This window comes from Leptospira sp. B5-022 (assembly GCF_000347035.1).
GTDB lineage: Bacteria > Spirochaetota > Leptospiria > Leptospirales > Leptospiraceae > Leptospira_B > Leptospira_B cinconiae.
On sequence record NZ_ANIJ01000005.1, the window covers coordinates 59,810 to 77,536 of the forward strand.

Sequence of the window (17,727 nt, forward strand, 5' to 3'; positions counted from 1 at the left end):
GAAAAAAGGAATGCCTCGAATTCCCCGACCAAAATGATTGTATTGCTAATGGATTGGAATCCCAAACGGATCCGCGCACTTGCCTTCGATGTGGACGGAACCCTATTTTCTTCGGAAGGAATCATTTTAGAAACCTATGCGGAAGCAATCCGCAGATTTTCTACGAACTCTCGGATCCCACTCGAGGTCCCGAATCGGGACAGGATCATGCTAGAGATCGGAAAACCGGTCAAAACCATCTTTTTGAACCTGGTTCCACAACTCAAAGAGTCCGAAAGAGACCAGATCTCCGACTCCGTTCTGGAACTTTTAGTGTCTAAGATCCGACAAGGAGAAGGTGAATTCTACCCTAAGGTCAAAGAAACAGTCACTTCCCTCAAAAATAAGGGCTATCTCATCTTAGCTGCCTCGAATGGCAGAAGGCCCTATGTAGAAACCATCCTGGAAGTCGCAGGGATCCTGCCCTTATTCGATCCGATTGTGGTCCTGGATAATGAGAAGATCAAAACCAAACCGGATATCGTCGCCAAATACATCCGAGATTATTCCTTTTCTCCTGACGAGATCTTGATGATCGGGGACAGAAGTTCCGACCATGAAGCGGCTCGCAAAAACGGAAGCCCATTCGCGTTCTGCGCCTATGGCCACGCTCCTGAGGGAGAAATCCCGGACTGGGAAGTGAGTCTGGCCCAATTGGAAGACCTGGATCGAATATTCTGATCTATTTTCCTCGGAAAAAGAGAGAAGGCGGTTTCCGGATCGGCCGAAAATTGTATTGTGCCCGAATCGGATAAACTTAAATCGCTTCTTTATATCCTGACGGGGGCTCTATTCGTTTTAGTATTATTGGATAAGTCCATGGGGAATAAGAATAACACCCCCGCCGGACAAGAATCCCCATCTTTTTTTTCCAGATTTAATACCATCGGAAAAACAAATCCGTTATCCCCCTCTTCTTCTGAGAATAAAGGCAAACAAACCCATGAACAATTAATGGACCAGGCAGAAGATGAAATTTTGACCGAGTTAATGCAGAATGGAGAAAGTTCTTTCGATGAATCCGCTCAGGCTGACTCCAACGATCCGGAAGAAATGTTTATCCCTATCGTCGAAATGCCTAAACCGGAATTGGCATCCGGTCCTTCTCGCAATATTCGTTTGGATCATTCTCCAGGAGAGATCAAACTGTACTTTCTGAAATTTTACGGAAGAGGGAACAAAAGTCACTCTAGGCTTGTTCAGATCAAAAGGAAATTCGACCAAGGAGATAAGATCCTTTTTATTATGAAAGAACTCACCAAGGGACCCTCTGCGGAGGAAAAAACCCAAGGCGTTTTAAATGCACTTCCGAATCGAATGGAATATTCCAAAGAATATTCCTTGGAGAATGGAGTATTAAAATTGTATCTCGGTCCGGACTTTGAAGCGGGTGCCGGTCCTGAACTTCTAAAAGATCGAGTGGATCAGATCTGCTATAGCATTCTGGAAAACTCGGACCTCAGAGGGATCCGACTTTATATTAACGGAAAGCAGGTTCGTTCTTTAGGCGGTGTAGGACTTCCTATCCCGGAAGTGTTAACTAAGAATCCAAGAAAGATCGCAACTCTCTAAAAAGAAAATCTACAAAGTAAATTTTATTCTTCTATTCGTTGGGTTGTATATCCCTTAATTTTAGTTTCCATAAGTCTTTCCTTTTTCGAATTTTTACTCACATTGGGATCAGCAATTTCCAAAGAAAAAACGGCGGATCAGGAAAAATTCAAAAGTTTATTGTTCTGATTTCTTGCATCTATCTTTCTAGTATTCCTAGGTATACTTTGGCCTTTTTTGCTATTGTAGAAAGACTGTATTTCAGAGGATTATAATGGGAAAGTTTTTTAGCACGGATCTAGGAAGACTTAGGCTTCTAGGATTTTTAGAGGGAAGTTCTTTACTTCTACTGGTTTTCGTCGGAGTACCTCTTAAATACGGGTTAGGAATCCCTGACTTAGTCAAAATAGTCGGTCCAATCCACGGAGGACTTTTTCTATTATTCCTCCTACAAACATTCAATTTCTCCATTGAAAACTCTTGGAGTTTTAAAAAAAGGACCTGGATCGTACTCTTGGCATCAAGTATCCCGTTCGGAACATTCTATGTGGATAAAACCATATTGAAAAATCTATCCGAAAAGGAATAAGTTTTGTCGGTATTCCAATCTTCTGACAAATACGCCAATCTTTTGTCTGGAATTTTTTTGACTAAATTCGGATTCGTCCTTGCCGCAAGATAGGTTCTATTCGAACGCTGGTCTTATTATGGAGGTTTTTATCCAAGAGACCTTCCATGCGGAAATAAAAACAAATGTTCAAGTGGTTCCCAGGCATAGACCGAAGAATTCGCTTACTGTCAAAGCGAATCTTCTTTAATCGATATCCTCAAGGATTTTTAGAGACCAATTGGAGCGAAATTCGCCAATCTTTGGTTGCCCACTATTCTCTCTGTATCGTAATCAGTTTAATCACTTATTTTCTGCCCAATTCGCGAGACTTCGAAGACGAATCTCTCCTTTTTCTTCAATCCAGCAGGATCACGTTAATCGTTCTTTCCCTTGTTTTTTTATGGAGACATGCCCGTAAAAAGGATTGGGTCCCTAAAAAACTGGAATTCTACAAAGTTTGGACCTCATCTACACTTCTCATTTCATTCTTTCCTTTCTTATATTTGGATAAGGTCCACTACAATGTCTATCTACATCAAGCATCTGCGATCTTACTCAGTATGAATCTTCTTCTTTGGTTGACCACTACCACAGCGGTTGCCACAAATTTAGTATTCTGTCTGATGTTCCTAGGTATCTGCTACTTGGGAGATTCTCCTATTGAAGTAATGAAAGAATTTCCGATCCTTCTCACCTATCTTTTCGTAGGTACTTTCGGAAATGTGATCATGAATTATTGGAGAACTATGGATTACCGAGATAAAAGAAAATTATACGGTGCCGTTCTCAGGCTTAAGGCCAAAAATCTGCATATTAGAATGATCTCCAACTTGGACGATCTCACCGATCTTTATAACCGCAGGTATTTGATAGAACAATTCGATATCTTCAAGAAGAGAGCAAGACGCCATCAGTTCCAAATGGCACTTGTGATCTTGGATCTGGATCATTTAAAAGAGATCAATGATAAGTACGGACACATGGTCGGTGACGAGGCTCTGCAAACTCTTTCCGCAGTCATGAAATCCAGAGTCAGGTCCACGGATATTTGTGCACGAATCGGTGGAGATGAGTTCTGTGTTCTTTTGGATTCGGTAGATCCTAAAAGTCTAAAAACTTTATGCGAGTCTTTGCGGAAAGGTGTGGAATCTCATCCACTTTCCATCCAAGATACGAACGGCAAGCCGGTGAATATCACCGTATCCATAGGCGCTGCCATTCTATCTTATGATGAGGATTTTACTTTCGACGATCTATACCAATCCATAGACTCGGGATTATATAAATCCAAATCCGCCGGTAGGAACCGAGTAACGATAGTAGAAGCTACGAAGCTGAATACTAAGGTTGATCTTTCTGTTTCTTGGCCGGAGGAAGTTCGTATATATAAGTAAGCTCGCAGTATTCTCCGTCACCGAAATATTTCTGCTCTTTTTGTTCCAAGAAGAATTGTCTATGCTTCTGGTCCGATTCCAACTCGTCCAGTCTTTGGGTGACTTGCAGTTTTGCAGCTTCGCAGGAAGTTTTTTTCATTTTGAAAAAGTCCTGCTCTTCGACGGAAGGAACAGAGGCTCTTCCGATGGCCACGAATTGGTATTTATGAGGACCTAAGGTTTTTACGCTGACTCCCGTATCCATATGGATCCGATCTCGTTGTGAATCCAAACAATTCGATACAAAGAATAAAAATCCACAAATCGCGGATAACTGTAGTATTTTAGAGCTCAAAAATTTTTTCATTCTTCCCCCGTTCGAATCTATCTATTTAGGAAAGGTAACGGACTGAAGTCACTTGGATTTTTGGAAAAAAATATCATCTTACCAAAAAAGATCATACTGCGGAAAGTTCCCTTCCCTCGTATCTTTCGTAATTATAGAGAAGGTCTCTTCTTTTAGGAGTAAATCCGCCTTCTTTCAGAAATTTGACCGCTTCCTTTTCCGTCTTCAAACCGAAGGAACGTAACACATTTTCCTCGATCACTACGGAAGAAATATCATCCGCGCCGCTCGTAAGAGCCAACTGCCCCACACCTTTTCCAAGCACCATAACGGAAGTTTCAATATGTTTAATATTGTCTAAAAAGATCCTGCAGATCCCGAGTACTTTCAGATACTCTTGTGTGGAAACTGCTCTTACTTTAAATCTTTTGGTTTGTGGTTGGAAGGTCCAAGGAATAAAGGATAAAAATCCGCCTGTCCGATCCTGAAGATTACGCACCACAGTGAGATGTTCTATAACTTCTTCTTTGGTTTCTTCGGAACCGAAAACAATATTGGCGCTTCCCGGGAGTCCCGCTTCATGACAGGTTTCCATCGCACGCACCCATTCTTCTGTGGTCGCTTTTTTAGGAGAGATGATGTTTCTCATTCTATCCGTCAGAATTTCCGCACCTGCTCCCGGAACGGAATCCAAACCGACAGACTTCAAAATTTGCAAAACTTCGAATAAAGATTTACCTGTGATCTTTTCTAAATTGATAATTTCAACAGGAGAGAACGCACGTATATGCATCTCAGGGTATTTGGATTTAACGGTAGAGATCACATCCAAATAATAATCGAAAGGCAGATCCGGATACACACCGCCTTGCAAAAACATTTGGTCCGCTCCTTCCGAAACGGCATAATCCATTTTTTCTAATATTTCTTCTTTAGAAAGAACGTACCCTTTTCCGTTACCGATCTCGTCCATGAAGGAGCAGAAGTTACATTCTACATTACAATAGTTCGTATAATTCACTACTCGAAACATCGTGTAGCTTGCACTCGTATTTGGCAGAATCCTCTCTCTCAAGGTCCTAGCGGTCGCCATAATTTTAAGATGGTCTCCGGATTCATACAGCTCCAATGCCTCCCCGGGAGAAATTCGTTCTCCATCTAAGGCTTTTTCTAATATGGAATCTGTGGGATGATTTGGGAATATTCGGCTCATCTGGATGGAAAGTTCTCTTCTTTAACTTCTTCAAAGTTTTCTCTTTATTCAAAAATGCACGTCCTTTTTACATTGTATTCTCATTTATTGCGATTGAGTCGCAGTTAAAAATGTACACAATTTCAAGTAAGAAGGGACCGGGCCTAAGTCTGCATGTAGGAACTCCAACAGAAAGGCCTAAGTATCTTTTTTCCTGGACAGGCCACCTCCTAATCAGTAGCCTGCTATGAAAGACCATCCAAATACAAAGGGTAACCTGAAAAACTATGGCCATTTCTCAAATCGCCTTCCACGTGATCTTCACGGCTCTGTTTATCGTAGCAAATGTTGTGTTCGTTCGTGCCGTTCTCTACAGATTAAATCTTGTATTTAATGCTAGAAAGGCTAATGGAACCGAAAACTTCCTGGAACACAAAAACTGGGGATTCCGGATCAAAAGTTTCCTACTAAACGTAATCTTACAAAAAAAGAACTTCAAAGAACCATTACGCGGTATCATGCACGCATTCGTATTTTACGGATTCGTCACTTACCTACTGCATACAACCAGTCAGTTCATCTCCGGTGTATTTGGATATGCGTTGGATGATCCATACAAATTCACCTTAGTAGGAAGTGTATTCGGAGAAACTGCGAACCATTATTACGAAGCAGTCCTCCAAGTGGTTTCCATTTTGGTACTAGTTGGGTTAGGCTTCTTCGCATGGAGACGTTGGATCCAAAAAGCAAAAGGGTTAGATGTTCATTCACCTGCTTCTGCAATCGTAATCGGAATGATCTCCCTACTCATGATCTCTACCCTATTGGGAGAAGGAGCAAGAGCAGTCGGTGCAGAATACGCAAACCCATTCCATGATGCGGCTCCAATTGCAGCAGGTATCGGAGCAGTTTGGGAAGCGATCGGTGTGGAATATTCTTCCGCTGACTTGGTTTTCCAAATCATGTGGTGGACCCATATTCTTTCCGTATTCGCGTTCATGTTGTATGTTCCGACATCCAAACACGCACACTTGATCTTCGCTCCATTTAACTATTTCCTGCAATCGGATACTCCTAAAGGCGCTCTTTCCAAATTAAATTTGGAAGATGAGACCGCTGTTTGGGGAGTGAATAGAACGGAAGATTTCCCATGGCCGAACCTTCTAGACGGACTTTCTTGTATCGAGTGTGGTCGTTGTCAGGTGCAATGTCCTGCAAACCGTACAGGAAAAGTTTTGAACCCTAAAGCGATCATCGTGGAATTAAAACATGCGCTTATGGACAAAATGCCGGAAGTAGTCAAGATCAGAGAGACCAATCCGGAAGGCGCTGCCGATGCAGTTGCCGCATTAGATACCGCTGTCATTGGAAAATACGAGGGCCTCTCCGAAGAAGCTCTTTGGGGATGTACTACTTGTTACGCTTGCGTAGAAGCTTGCCCAGTTGGAAACAACCAAGTAAACGCGATCATGGAAATGAGAAGACATTTGGTGCTTGTCGAGTCCAACTTCCCTGCCGAATTACAAGGTGCATTCGTAAACATGGAAAACAACTCCAACCCTTGGGGAGTTGCCGCGCACTCCAGAGCGGATTGGGCGGAAGGTCTTGGTGTAAAAACCATGGCAGAAGATTCCAATGTGGACGTTCTATACTGGGTAGGTTGTGCGGGAGCTTTTGACGATCGTAACAAAAGGATCGCTCAATCTTTCGTAAAAATTATGCAGAAGGCCGACGTTAAGTTCGGTATCTTAGGAACGGAAGAAGGATGTTCCGGAGATTCCGCACGTAGAGGTGGTAACGAATATCTCTACCAGACACTCGCACAGGCAAACGTGGACACAATGAACGGATACAATGTGAAAAAAGTCGTAACCGCTTGTCCTCACTGCTATAACACGATTAAGAACGAATATCCTCAGTTCGGCGGAAACTTCGAAGTGGTTCACCACTCCGAGTTCATCAACGAACTTGCTAAAGACGGAAAGATCGATGTAGGCGTCGCAGAAGATGCAAATGCAGGTAAGTATACCTACCACGACTCTTGTTATATCGGAAGGTATAACGACAACTACGAGAACCCAAGAGACCTGGTCAAAAAGGTATCCGGTGGAAAACTCGCAGAACCTGTCGACCACCACACAAAAGGACTCTGCTGCGGTGCAGGTGGAGCTCAAATGTGGATGGAAGAGCATGGCGAAAGGGTCAACTTCAAAAGATCCAATCAGCTTCTGGATACCGGAGCGACTACGATCGCGACCGCTTGTCCTTTCTGTATCACTATGATCACAGACGGTGTAAAACAAGAAGGAAAGATCGAAGAAGTAAAAGTAAAGGATATCGCGGAGTTAGTCGCGGAAAACTTGAAATAAGAATAAGTCTATCTTCTCTTATAGGAAAAGCCTCGGCGGTAACGTCGGGGCTTTTTTGTTTTAGGAATTTCGCACAGAGAACACGGAGTTCACGGAGAGTTTGTTGGAATTCCAGCAAGGGTCTATGGCCTGCCGTGTTGGAGTTTCTTGATTCAGATGTAACGAATTGAGAAGACAAAAAAAAGCGGAATGTTTCCATCCCGCCCTGAATCATCTGGTGCAAATACAGTATATACGACGTGGGGAATTTACACCACACTACAGGAAATTATTTATTTTCGTTAGAAAGAAATTTTAGGATAAAAAACTAGGCTGAAAGGATTAGAACTCCTTAATGATTGCCTGCATTTTCTTGTAATTTTTCAAAAAAACTCTCATAAAGTCGGTTTTCAATATCTAACAACGTTTGCTGTATCTCTTTCTATGTAGGAACTCCTACAAACAGAGCAAATCGACTTGCGGAAAACTCAGTTCTGTGATAAGCGAATTCCGGAGCTCCCACGGGCCACTCCCCCCTCCCAAAGCCAGGGTGGGGGCGCATTTTACCCATTCCGCTTGCAACTTGGAATCCAGATTCACCGATGGCCGATTACGGTAGGATCTTAACGTTTAATATTCTTGGTTTAACTCAGAGACGTCTTGTGTAGGATAATCCAATAACCTGATCTCAGGATTTTTCTTTTGGAAATACCCTTTCTCCCATTCCGAATCGAATAGAAGAGCTGCCCTTCCTAGGCTATCCGTCACAAGATTGGAACCAGGCGGAACCTTAGGAATATCTTCTTCCGGCAACCAACAAGAGACTTGGTAAGGAAGAATATTGATATTCGTGGGGGCGGAATATTCGTCTTGTAACCTTCTTCTGAAAACCTCGAATTGTAACTGACCCATTGCGCCGATCACCGGTAATCCACCACCCACAGTTTGAGAAGTGAATAAGTGAAGAATACCTTCTTCCGCTAATTGTTCGATCCCTTTTCGGAAACTTTTGAGTGCGCCTGTTTCCACACAGGAAAGTGTTGCAAAAATTTCAGGAGCAAACACAGGAAGAGGTTTTAGATCCGGAACCTTGCCGCTTGCCAATATATCTCCGATGGAATACGTTCCCGGATTTACTAGACCGATGATATCACCCGGATACGCCTCATCCACAGTGTTCCTGTCCTGTCCAAAAAACGCAAAAGAAGAAGAAAGTTTAACAGGTTTTCCTAATCTTCCATGATTCACGTTCAATCCTCTTTCAAACTTACCGGAACAAACGCGCAAGAATGCGATCCTATCTCTGTGAGCCTTATTCATATTGGCTTGGACTTTGAATACGAATCCGCTGAATGGAGTAGTGATCGGATCCAAACGATCTCCATTTTTCAAAGGGAAATACAAAGGTGGAGGAGCGATCTCTAAAAAATGATCTAAGAACAACTGGATCCCGAAATTATTCACTGCGGATCCGAAAAACACGGGAGTGATCTGAGAATTTAAAAACGCATCTAAGGAGAAAGCTGCAATCCCTTCTTCCACCAGTTCCACTTCTTCTCGAAACTGTTTTAAGACCCAGTCTTCGAACATCGTATCCAGATTTTTATCTTCTATCCCGGAACTTTGGAATGCAGACTTTTGGGAACCACCGGGTGTTTTGTCGTAAGTGTAGATCTTTTTATCCACACGATTATATACACCGCTGAAATCCACTCCGGTTCCGATCGGCCATACCATCGGGATAGCAGTGATGCCTAAAACTTTTTCGATCTCGTCTAAAAGTTCGAACATTGTTTTAGTAGGGCGGTCCATCTTGTTTACGAACGTAACGATCGGTATCCCACGATCTCTACAGACTTTAAACAATTTGATCGTTTGAGGCTCCACTCCCTTACCTGCGTCTAATACCATCACTGCGGTGTCTGCGGCAATCAATGTGCGGTAGGTATCTTCGGAGAAGTCTTCGTGACCCGGAGTATCCAATAAATTTAATACATGATTTTTGTACTCGAACTGAAGTGCAGCGGAAGTAATGGAGATTCCCTTCTCCTTTTCCATTTCCATCCAATCGGAAGTTGCCGCCTTACGGTTTTTACGTGCCTTCACCGCTCCCGCAAGTTGGATAGCGCCTCCGTATAAAAGAAGCTTTTCGGTCAGGGTGGTCTTACCCGCGTCCGGATGGGCAATGATTGCGAAGGTTCTCCTACGTTTGGTTTCTTCTTCCACTATATTCTGGCCAATAACGCTTTCCGACACGGTTCCCCTCTCTAATAGGAAACGTTTTTGAAACGATGGCCCTTGTCAGCATGAAAACAGAGCCTAATTCTTCACGGATTCGTATTCCTTCGGTAAAACCGGCGTAACCGAAAGGTCTTACTATTCCGGCCGAATTCATTTCTTGTAAAAAAGATTGGATCACGCTTTTTTCCCCGGAAAACACTTAGGGAGGGAGATTTGCTTCCCTCCCCTTTTTCCTCGCCTATCTCCCAGAGTTTTGAGATTGTCGAATCCAGCAGCGTTGATTTTTTAGACTGTAATAGTTTAGCGGTCTATGGAAAGTCCTAAAATTAAACATCTTATCTCTTGGCTAGATTGGTCTGACGCCGAGGTCCTAGACCTTTTGCAATTTGCCGTACATGTCAAAAATCATAGGGCTAATTATCTTGGGCATATGACAGGTAGGACGCTTGCTATGCTCTTCCAAAAGACGAGCACTCGTACCAGAGTTTCCTTCGAAGTAGCAATGACCGAGATGGGAGGACATGCGATCTATTTGGATTGGATGACCTCTAACTTTCTTCTCTCCGACATCGACCTGGAAGCGGAATATCTTTCCAGAAACGTTTCCGTTATCATGGCCCGGATGAGAAAACACGAAGAACTTTTACAGTTAAAGTCAGGTTCTCAGGTGCCGGTTATCAACGGATGTTGTAATAAATTCCACCCTTGCCAGTCTCTTGCGGATATTCTTACAATCGTAATGGACAATCCTAAACCTCTTAAAGAGTTAAAGCTCACCTATATCGGCGTGCATAATAACGTAGTGAATTCGCTGATTGGGATCACTTCCGCTTTAGGAATGGAACTCACACTTCTCACTCCGATCGCTGAGACGGAAAATATAGACCAAGAGACCGTGGAAAGAGCCAAGAAGAAAGGCACCATCCAATGGGAGACGGACCTGATTCGTTCCGTAAAAAATGCGGATTATATTTATACGGATACCTGGGTGGACATGGAGTTCTTCAATGATCCTGCGTTCGCGGATAAGAAAAAGGAGCGGATGAACCTAATGATGCCTTTTCAAATTAACGAGGCATTATTAAAAGAGACCAAGGCAAAGGTGATGCACGATATGCCTATCCACTCAGGATACGAGATCACTAGAGAAGTGGTCAGAAGTCCTAGATCCATCATCTTCCAACAGGCGGAGAATCGACTGGATGCACAGAAAGCGGTCATTCTACAACTCTTAGAAGCTTGAGCCAACACTTCCAAAAATCCGTTGCCTGGAAGGCCTTTTCTGAAAACCCTGTTCTAAGACAGCCGAGCTAGGCTAAAATCGCAAAAACTCAAAAGGTACTTTTATGTCCAAATTAACACATCCTAAGGATGCATTATTCGAAGGAGAAAAACCTTTCCCCATCATCCCGGCCTGTGAACATTTTGCCGGATCCGATAAACTGATCACAAAAGCTCTGGAGTTACAAAACAAACTCGGCGGTCTTTTCGACATTACAATGGACTGTGAGGACGGAGCGCAAACCGGAAAGGAAAAAGAACACGCGGAAATGATCGTCCGCATCCAAAACTCCGAACTCAATAAACACAATATGAGCGGTGTAAGGATCCACGATTATACCAATTCTTACTGGAAACAAGACGTAGACATTATCGTTCCGGGTGCAGGAAACAAGATCGCATACATCACAATTCCTAAACCTACAAAAGCTTCTCAAGTGGAAGAAATGATCACTTATATCCAAGGGGCTGCTAAAAAAGCAGGGATCACTAGAGAGATCCCAATCCACGTTCTGATCGAAACTCATGGAGCTCTTGCGGATGTGGAAAAGATCGCCGCTCTTCCTTGGATGCAAGTAATCGATTTCGGTCTAATGGACTTTATCTCCGGCCATCACGGAGCAATCCCAGCTTCTTGTATGAAGAGCCCGGGACAATTCGATCACGAATTATTAAGAAGAGCGAAAGCTACTTGTGTGGCTGCCGCATTAGCAAACGGGGTAATCCCAGCTCACAACGTCACTTTGGACCTGAAAAACCAATACCAAACGTATAAAGACGCGAAAAGAGCTCATGACGAATTCGGATTCCTTCGTATGTGGTCCATCTATCCAACCCAGATCCAAGCGATCTTAGACGCGATGGCTCCGGACTATAGCGAAGTCCAAACTTCCGCTGCAATCCTTGTAAAAGCGCAAGATGCGGAATGGGGACCAATCCAACACGACGGAGATCTTCACGACAGAGCGACTTATCGTTATTTCTGGGAAGTTCTTCAAAAAGCAAAACTTACGGGTATCGCAATTCCGGAAGAAGCAGCAAAAAGATTCTTCTAATCTTTTAGATATGCCTACAAACGAAAAAGCCGCAGAGTCCTGCGGCTTTTTTATTTATTAAATTTATCGTTCAGTTTGCCGATCAGTTCCAACAAACTTCTTTCCAGATATTCCCAACCTTTTTTGTTCATTGGCTCCAAAGGCATTTTTTTCTGTAATTGTTTAAAACGATCGAAAGACTCTCTGGCGAACTCTAAAAATCTTCTGGGAGTGATCCCTAATCGATCGAACTGGTTTTCGTTACGATTGAATAAGTCGGCGATCCTGTCTTTGTATTCGCCTTCTAAAAAATAATATCTGAGATCTGCGAGAGCCTCGTCAATGGCCTTGTAAATTTTAGAACCAGGCCCCTCGTCTCTTTTGGGATCGGTTCCCGAATTCCCTTTCTCCGATCCGATTATCTTAGAAGCTTTAGCTTTTTCATTAAGGGCGATCTTTTGTAATTTTTCCCTCATAAGAACCTCGGGAAGAACTGTTTTCTTTTTATCCGCCAATTTTACTGAGGTCCTCAAAGTCGATTGTCCGAATTTTCGGACGGAAACTATTCTATGGACGTATTCAATTTATGTCCAGAAATTTCCGCCCAATACTTGTTATAAGAAGATAGACGAAAAAGTTCGTATAAATTCTTTCAAAGTTCCGGGTGTTCTTTCTTTAATTTTCTCAATTCGCAGTTTTGAAGCCATTCACAACGAAGACAAAATGTATCCTCCGGATTGTAGTCTGATGGAGGACATAGATTCGTATTTTCCGCCTGTATAGGAACCAGTAAATTTTCCTTCTCCCTTGCATTCGAAATTCCATACAGTTGACTTAAGAGTTCTCTATTTTTTCGGATCTGTGTCTCGAATGGGTCTTCTATATTTTTGGGACGAACAACTACTCTCTCCTGATTTTCCTTAGGCTTATCCCACCTTCTTACAAAGATTGGGGTTTTGGTTTTTCCTCCGAATTTTTGGATCCCTAAAAGACTCAGTAGACCGAACACCGCTCCACCTAAATGACCGGAGTTACTCATCATCCCGAAAAAACTTTGGGACATTACCCCGCTGGAATGGAATTGCAGAAGATAATACGCATCAAATGAAAATCCGAAACCGATCAGGACCCAAGGAGCAAATTTCGCTCTTACGGGTGGAAAAACAAATCTTGCTTCGGGGAACATTAAACTGAATGCCGCAAGCACACCGAAAACTCCGCCACTTGCACCTACGGTTGCGGAATGATAACTATCCCAGATGGAATTTTCCGGAACAAGCCCCGTCTTCCAACCTATATAAGAAAAAGACAATACGAAAAGTCCCCCACCTAGTTGGGAGAGAAGATACACGCTTAAAAATTTCCAACCGCCGATATATCTGCAGAGCCAGAATCCGACAGTGAAAAGTCCGAACATATTCATACCGATATGGATGAGAGAAGAGAAGAAGTCGCCGCCTACCACATGTAGGAATCCGTACGTGAACACCTGCCAATACATTTTTTTTTCGATGACCAGGCTTGGGTTGAGTCCGAAAAAGTATGTGATAATTCCTCGTCCACCTTCCATCATCAGAAGCGCCCAGACGAAAATATTGAAGAATAAGACCAGGTTCAACGGGTGAACGAGCGAGAATCCGAAAAGCTTCGGACCTGAGGTCGGATTTCTCTTTGCCATTATGTAAGGATTAAAGGTACTGGTATCCTAGTCAAGTAGGCAAAGCCGGGGCGGGATCGGCCCCGGTTCGTCCTCATCCTCCGGGGAGTCGGTGGATGATTTCAATCACAGTTTTATCATCGAAGAAAGGAAAGGCCTGCTTTAGCCTCGGAGTGTAAAAAAATGAAAAAAGAGAACTTAAGGCCGATTTTTTGGGAGAAAGAAGGACTCAAACTTTTGGACCAAAGACAGATCCCAGGCAAAAAAGAATGGTTTACCGCTCGAAATTCCGAGGACGCAATTTTTGCCATCAAAGAAATGGTGGTTCGTGGAGCTCCTGCGATCGCCATTACCGGGTTATTCGGAGCGGTCTTGGAATTGAAAAAATTTTCTAACAAACCGGATTACCAAGAATTCCAGAGTATACTTTCCAAGATCCTATCTTCGAGACCAACTGCGGTAAATCTACGCAGGGCTTTCGAGGAACTTTCTTCCATTTTTCCAAAAGAAGTGTATGACAAAGTGTCTCTGTCGGAACTCCAACAAAAATCGGAAGAATTCGCCATCCATGTTTTCGATGAAGATATCCGGAACAATTTAGCATTAGCGAAGAATGGCGTAAGTCTTTTTCCTTCCACTCCTTCGAAACTAAAAATTATCACTCATTGTAATACCGGCGCTCTTGCAACTGCAGGTCATGGGACTGCGCTCGGGGTCATCCGTTCTCTCAAAGACGCCGGTCATGATCTTACGGTGTATGCAGACGAGACCCGTCCCTATCTGCAAGGAGCGAGACTCACCGCCTGGGAACTCATGGAAGAAGGGATCGAAAACTATCTGATCACGGATAGTATGGCCGGCTGGCTCATGTCCTCCCAAAAAATAGACGCTGTCATCGTAGGTGTGGATAGAGTAGCAGCCAACGGTGATTCGGCGAATAAGATCGGAACCTATCCTTTGGCGGTTTTAGCGAAACACCATGGGATCCCTTTTTATATAGCGGCCACGGAAAAAAGTTTCGACTTTAAAATCGCTGACGGATCCCAAATTCCGATAGAAATGAGGACCCAAGACGAGGTCACTCGTTTGAACTTTTTGAAAAACGAAAAAGGAGAAGCGATCCTTTCCGAGGGAGTGATCGCTCCAGTCGGAGTAAAAGCGCTCAATCCTTCTTTCGATGTGACTCCAGCGAATCTGATCAAAGCATTTATCACGGAGAAAGGAATCGTTCCTCCGGATAAGATCAGAGATTTTTTCAGTTGATTACTTTTGCGGTTTGATTGCGACCATTGCGGCCTTGTCTTGGCCCGGTTGGAAACGCATCATAAAAGCAGATTGGAATTTTTCAACCTTCTCCACCTGCCTTCTATACTTGATGATACTTCCTTTGTACGCGCCCTTTCGCACAACAAGCTGCACTTCCCCTGTATTAAATCTGGAAGATTTTAAGACTTCCAGTTTTTGTTTTACAAGTTCTATGAATTTATTCTGCTTATTGTATTCCTCGAAAACCTTACGATAACCTTCTTTTTTATCCTCAGGTATCTGCCCCCTGGATCTTTGAACCATCTGTTTGATCTGTTGGACCTTAGGAAGGACCTTCTCTATTTCCTTCTCCGCAACTTGGAGACGTTTGGTCAGATCTTGGAAACTTTTTTCGTTCCTAAAATGAAATCCTAACTCCACAGTTACATCTAACTCCGCCTGGGAACCGAGATTTGCGCAGGTCAATCCCATATACGTAGAAACGGTAGAAGATACTAAATTTCCGCTGGAACCGTTCAGGATCACGTTACCTAGAGAATGGATCTTTGAGTTCAGGATAAAACCTTCGACAACAACATCTCCATCCACCTCTATCTCCGCGTTCTCAATGAACTTAGCGTAAAGATGTCCGCCTATTTTAATGATATTCTTTCCGTCACCTTTGATCCCGCCGCTCACTTCTAGGTCTCGGGCGATCACCAAGTCGGAGGTCTCCACATTCCCTTTTACCATCAAATTCCCTTGGGTTTTGATGGAGGTAGCAGCTTCCACATCTCCTTTTACTAAAACGTTTCCGTCATAATTGATATTTCCTGTTGAGAGTCCCACATTGGAATCGATCTGCAATTCTTGGGAAACGGTAATGGAAGACTCGGTGGAAAAGATCGCACCGTTGCAGGTGGCAAAATACTCTACTAAGGGTTTATTATCTTGGACTAACCCCTTTTCCTGAACATTCTTACCGATCGTAATTTTAGGTCTCTTAATAGCAGGTGGAGCAATGGGTTTTCCGAAAACGTCCATACCGGGTTTACCAGGGATCCCTTCGAAAAGGGTCGCAAGTTTTTCCCCCGCCTTTACGTAAATATACCTTTCGATATTCCTATAATCCGCATGTCCATCTTCCCCGATCTTGACCCTTTGGGCCTGGGGATGGTAAAATTTTACCCAACCATCCTCACCTTTAACGGGGGGAAAACCTTGGGCCACAACAAAAGAAATAGGAGAAAAATCCATCCGAGCGGTGGATGATTGCAATTGTTTTAACGCACCATAGATATTGTCCCCAATGATACGATCTTGGGAGATATCCTTATTATGAAGATACTCGATAATGATGCTGGTGGAAAGAGCCCTTCCCTTAATCATACCTGGACGGATCGTCAGATCGGCGCCAAGACTATCCGAACTGATCTTGAGAGAGAATACACTTTCCCAGCTTGTTTCTTGATCCGATATACCCGAAGTTTGCTCTGTACTCACAACCATACTACCTAGCTAACAATTCAAAAAGAAGTTTCCTCCGCCTTTTTTTATCATGGAAGAAATCCTTTTTTCGAATCCTGAAAAGATCCGAAAAAGATCGTATTTGAACCTGCCGGTTATTCCTTTTCGCGTTTTTAACAATAGACCACTATAACCTTTTACCCTGAATATACAAGAGTTTGGAACTCAAAAAAAAGGCGTAAGAGGCCTATCCTTAAGGACGGAATATTTTCGGAAAATATAACGTAAAGAATATTAGAGTCCTGATTTTTTTAGAAAAAAACCCCAGAGCCCGGCAAGTTTCGGGATCTCACCTAACTGGGTATAAAAGGGAAGATGGTCCCCATGAGTGATCAAATTGGACTTTAAGATCACTTTATGCTCCTCTTTTCCGTTCCTTAAAGATCCGAATAACTGCTCCGATTCGTCAGGAGAGATCACAGGATCGTCTGATCCGTGTAATAAGGCGATAGGCGCCTTCCAATCGGAGAGATAGTTTTTAGGAGAATTTCGTAAAATGAAGTTATGCGGGAGTACGGATAGAATAGGCTCTACTAACGCCATCCTAAAGCCGGGATCGGTTTGAAGAGAATGTACGAATTCCCTCTCTTTTTGGTTCAATTTTTTAAGGAGCTTCGGGGCCTTCTCCTCTTCTCCCATTCTTTTCAATCCGTTATCCAAGGCAGCTTCAAAGTAGAACTCTTCTAATTTCGAAAGTTTAGGCTCTAACTTAGAAATATAATTATATAATAAAACGTGAACCGCATACGGGTCCAGGTGATAATTGGACAGACTGAAAGGGAGAGTTTCCGCGAAGTCGGAGTACGTTCCGACAAGTAGAGCGGATTTTAGATTTTTCTGCTCTTCCTTTCCGGATAACGCCACCATTCCCATCCCGGCGGAAAAACTTGCGGATAAGAATGAGATCGCTTGGCCTTCTCTCTTTACGATCTCGTGGAATAAGGATCTGATATTCGGAACTGTATCCTCCGAAATTTCCAACCCTTTGACTTCCGGAAGTTCGGGAAGATACACAGTGGCACCGCTATTTCTTAGATGTTTTGCAAGTGTGAGGATCCTTGGATCGTCTATACCTCGGTTACTCATCCCATGTTGTAAGTAGATCGCAGGAGAATGTTCCGGGCCCGGAAATATTTTGGTCCGGAAGGAAATTTTTTTGGAAACTCTTACATGTTCTTCCCGGACCGCCGACTCGGGAGAATCTATCATGTCTGCGTATTTGAGTAAGAATGGAAGTCCCTGGAAAGAATATCGAATCATGCAAAGGAAGCCTTGTTTATATA

Annotated in this window: 15 protein-coding genes; 8 read left to right on the plus strand and 7 right to left on the minus strand. The window is 43.2% G+C overall.

Features of this window, described 5'->3' with window-relative positions:
* Window positions 1–33 precede the first annotated feature (33 nt).
* The 4 genes from LEP1GSC192_RS00350 to LEP1GSC192_RS00370 all read left to right on the plus strand — a co-directional run bounded on the left by LEP1GSC192_RS00350 (window position 34) and on the right by LEP1GSC192_RS00370 (window position 3,594).
* The gene (locus LEP1GSC192_RS00350) at window positions 34–720 is read left to right on the plus strand and encodes an HAD family hydrolase (protein ID WP_369749910.1); all 687 of its coding nucleotides are present in this window, start codon (window positions 34–36) and stop codon (window positions 718–720) included.
* A 57-nt stretch (window positions 721–777) separates the two neighbouring features.
* Entirely contained in the window at window positions 778–1,611 is an 834-nt protein-coding gene (locus tag LEP1GSC192_RS00355; RefSeq protein WP_020767979.1) for a GerMN domain-containing protein, read from the plus strand.
* Between the two features lie 253 nt (window positions 1,612–1,864).
* Window positions 1,865–2,179, plus strand: a complete 315-nt coding sequence (locus tag LEP1GSC192_RS00365) for a DUF3817 domain-containing protein (protein WP_020767962.1) — start codon at window positions 1,865–1,867, stop codon at window positions 2,177–2,179.
* A gap of 281 nt (window positions 2,180–2,460) precedes the next feature.
* Entirely contained in the window at window positions 2,461–3,594 is a 1,134-nt protein-coding gene (locus LEP1GSC192_RS00370) for a GGDEF domain-containing protein (RefSeq protein ID WP_020767944.1), read from the plus strand.
* Here LEP1GSC192_RS00370 and LEP1GSC192_RS00375 read toward each other — a convergent pair.
* Together LEP1GSC192_RS00375 and mqnC are read right to left on the minus strand one after the other, a co-directional pair.
* Window positions 3,542–3,940 (minus strand): hypothetical protein, encoded by a 399-nt coding sequence (locus LEP1GSC192_RS00375; protein WP_036088564.1) that lies wholly within the window; start codon window positions 3,938–3,940, stop codon window positions 3,542–3,544. The two genes, LEP1GSC192_RS00370 and LEP1GSC192_RS00375, sit on opposite strands and share 53 nt — an antisense overlap.
* A gap of 91 nt (window positions 3,941–4,031) precedes the next feature.
* Window positions 4,032–5,132: a cyclic dehypoxanthinyl futalosine synthase gene (gene mqnC, locus LEP1GSC192_RS00380; protein WP_020767938.1), complete on the minus strand. Its 1,101-nt coding sequence runs from the start codon at window positions 5,130–5,132 to the stop codon at window positions 4,032–4,034.
* 266 nt (window positions 5,133–5,398) lie between these two features.
* On the opposite strand from mqnC, the gene LEP1GSC192_RS00385 reads away from it, so the two are divergent.
* A complete protein-coding gene (locus LEP1GSC192_RS00385) occupies window positions 5,399–7,480 on the plus strand; it encodes a heterodisulfide reductase-related iron-sulfur binding cluster (RefSeq protein WP_020767885.1) in 2,082 nt (693 codons plus the stop codon).
* Between the two features lie 609 nt (window positions 7,481–8,089).
* Here LEP1GSC192_RS00385 and LEP1GSC192_RS00390 read toward each other — a convergent pair.
* Window positions 8,090–9,715, minus strand: coding sequence for a peptide chain release factor 3 (locus LEP1GSC192_RS00390; protein WP_036088565.1), 1,626 nt, complete (start codon window positions 9,713–9,715; stop codon window positions 8,090–8,092).
* Between the two features lie 295 nt (window positions 9,716–10,010).
* Between LEP1GSC192_RS00390 and LEP1GSC192_RS00400 the strand changes: the two genes are divergently transcribed.
* Both LEP1GSC192_RS00400 and LEP1GSC192_RS00405 read left to right on the plus strand, forming a co-directional pair.
* Window positions 10,011–10,943 (plus strand): ornithine carbamoyltransferase, encoded by a 933-nt coding sequence (locus tag LEP1GSC192_RS00400; RefSeq protein ID WP_036088572.1) that lies wholly within the window; start codon window positions 10,011–10,013, stop codon window positions 10,941–10,943.
* A gap of 103 nt (window positions 10,944–11,046) precedes the next feature.
* Complete coding sequence (locus tag LEP1GSC192_RS00405; RefSeq protein WP_020767917.1) at window positions 11,047–12,036, plus strand: CoA ester lyase; 990 nt, start codon at window positions 11,047–11,049, stop codon at window positions 12,034–12,036.
* A gap of 50 nt (window positions 12,037–12,086) precedes the next feature.
* On the opposite strand, the gene LEP1GSC192_RS00410 is transcribed toward LEP1GSC192_RS00405, so the two are convergent.
* Together LEP1GSC192_RS00410 and LEP1GSC192_RS00415 are read right to left on the minus strand one after the other, a co-directional pair.
* Window positions 12,087–12,530: a hypothetical protein gene (locus LEP1GSC192_RS00410; RefSeq protein WP_020767903.1), complete on the minus strand. Its 444-nt coding sequence runs from the start codon at window positions 12,528–12,530 to the stop codon at window positions 12,087–12,089.
* A gap of 137 nt (window positions 12,531–12,667) precedes the next feature.
* Window positions 12,668–13,693, minus strand: coding sequence for a rhomboid family intramembrane serine protease (locus tag LEP1GSC192_RS00415; protein ID WP_020767940.1), 1,026 nt, complete (start codon window positions 13,691–13,693; stop codon window positions 12,668–12,670).
* 162 nt (window positions 13,694–13,855) lie between these two features.
* Between LEP1GSC192_RS00415 and mtnA the strand changes: the two genes are divergently transcribed.
* Window positions 13,856–14,935, plus strand: coding sequence for an S-methyl-5-thioribose-1-phosphate isomerase (gene mtnA / locus LEP1GSC192_RS00420; RefSeq protein WP_020767902.1), 1,080 nt, complete (start codon window positions 13,856–13,858; stop codon window positions 14,933–14,935).
* On the opposite strand, the gene LEP1GSC192_RS00425 is transcribed toward mtnA, so the two are convergent.
* Complete coding sequence (locus LEP1GSC192_RS00425; protein ID WP_020767915.1) at window positions 14,936–16,426, minus strand: DUF342 domain-containing protein; 1,491 nt, start codon at window positions 16,424–16,426, stop codon at window positions 14,936–14,938. It abuts the gene before it with no gap.
* Between the two features lie 252 nt (window positions 16,427–16,678).
* Complete coding sequence (locus tag LEP1GSC192_RS00430; protein WP_020767889.1) at window positions 16,679–17,704, minus strand: alpha/beta fold hydrolase; 1,026 nt, start codon at window positions 17,702–17,704, stop codon at window positions 16,679–16,681.
* Window positions 17,705–17,727 lie beyond the last annotated feature (23 nt).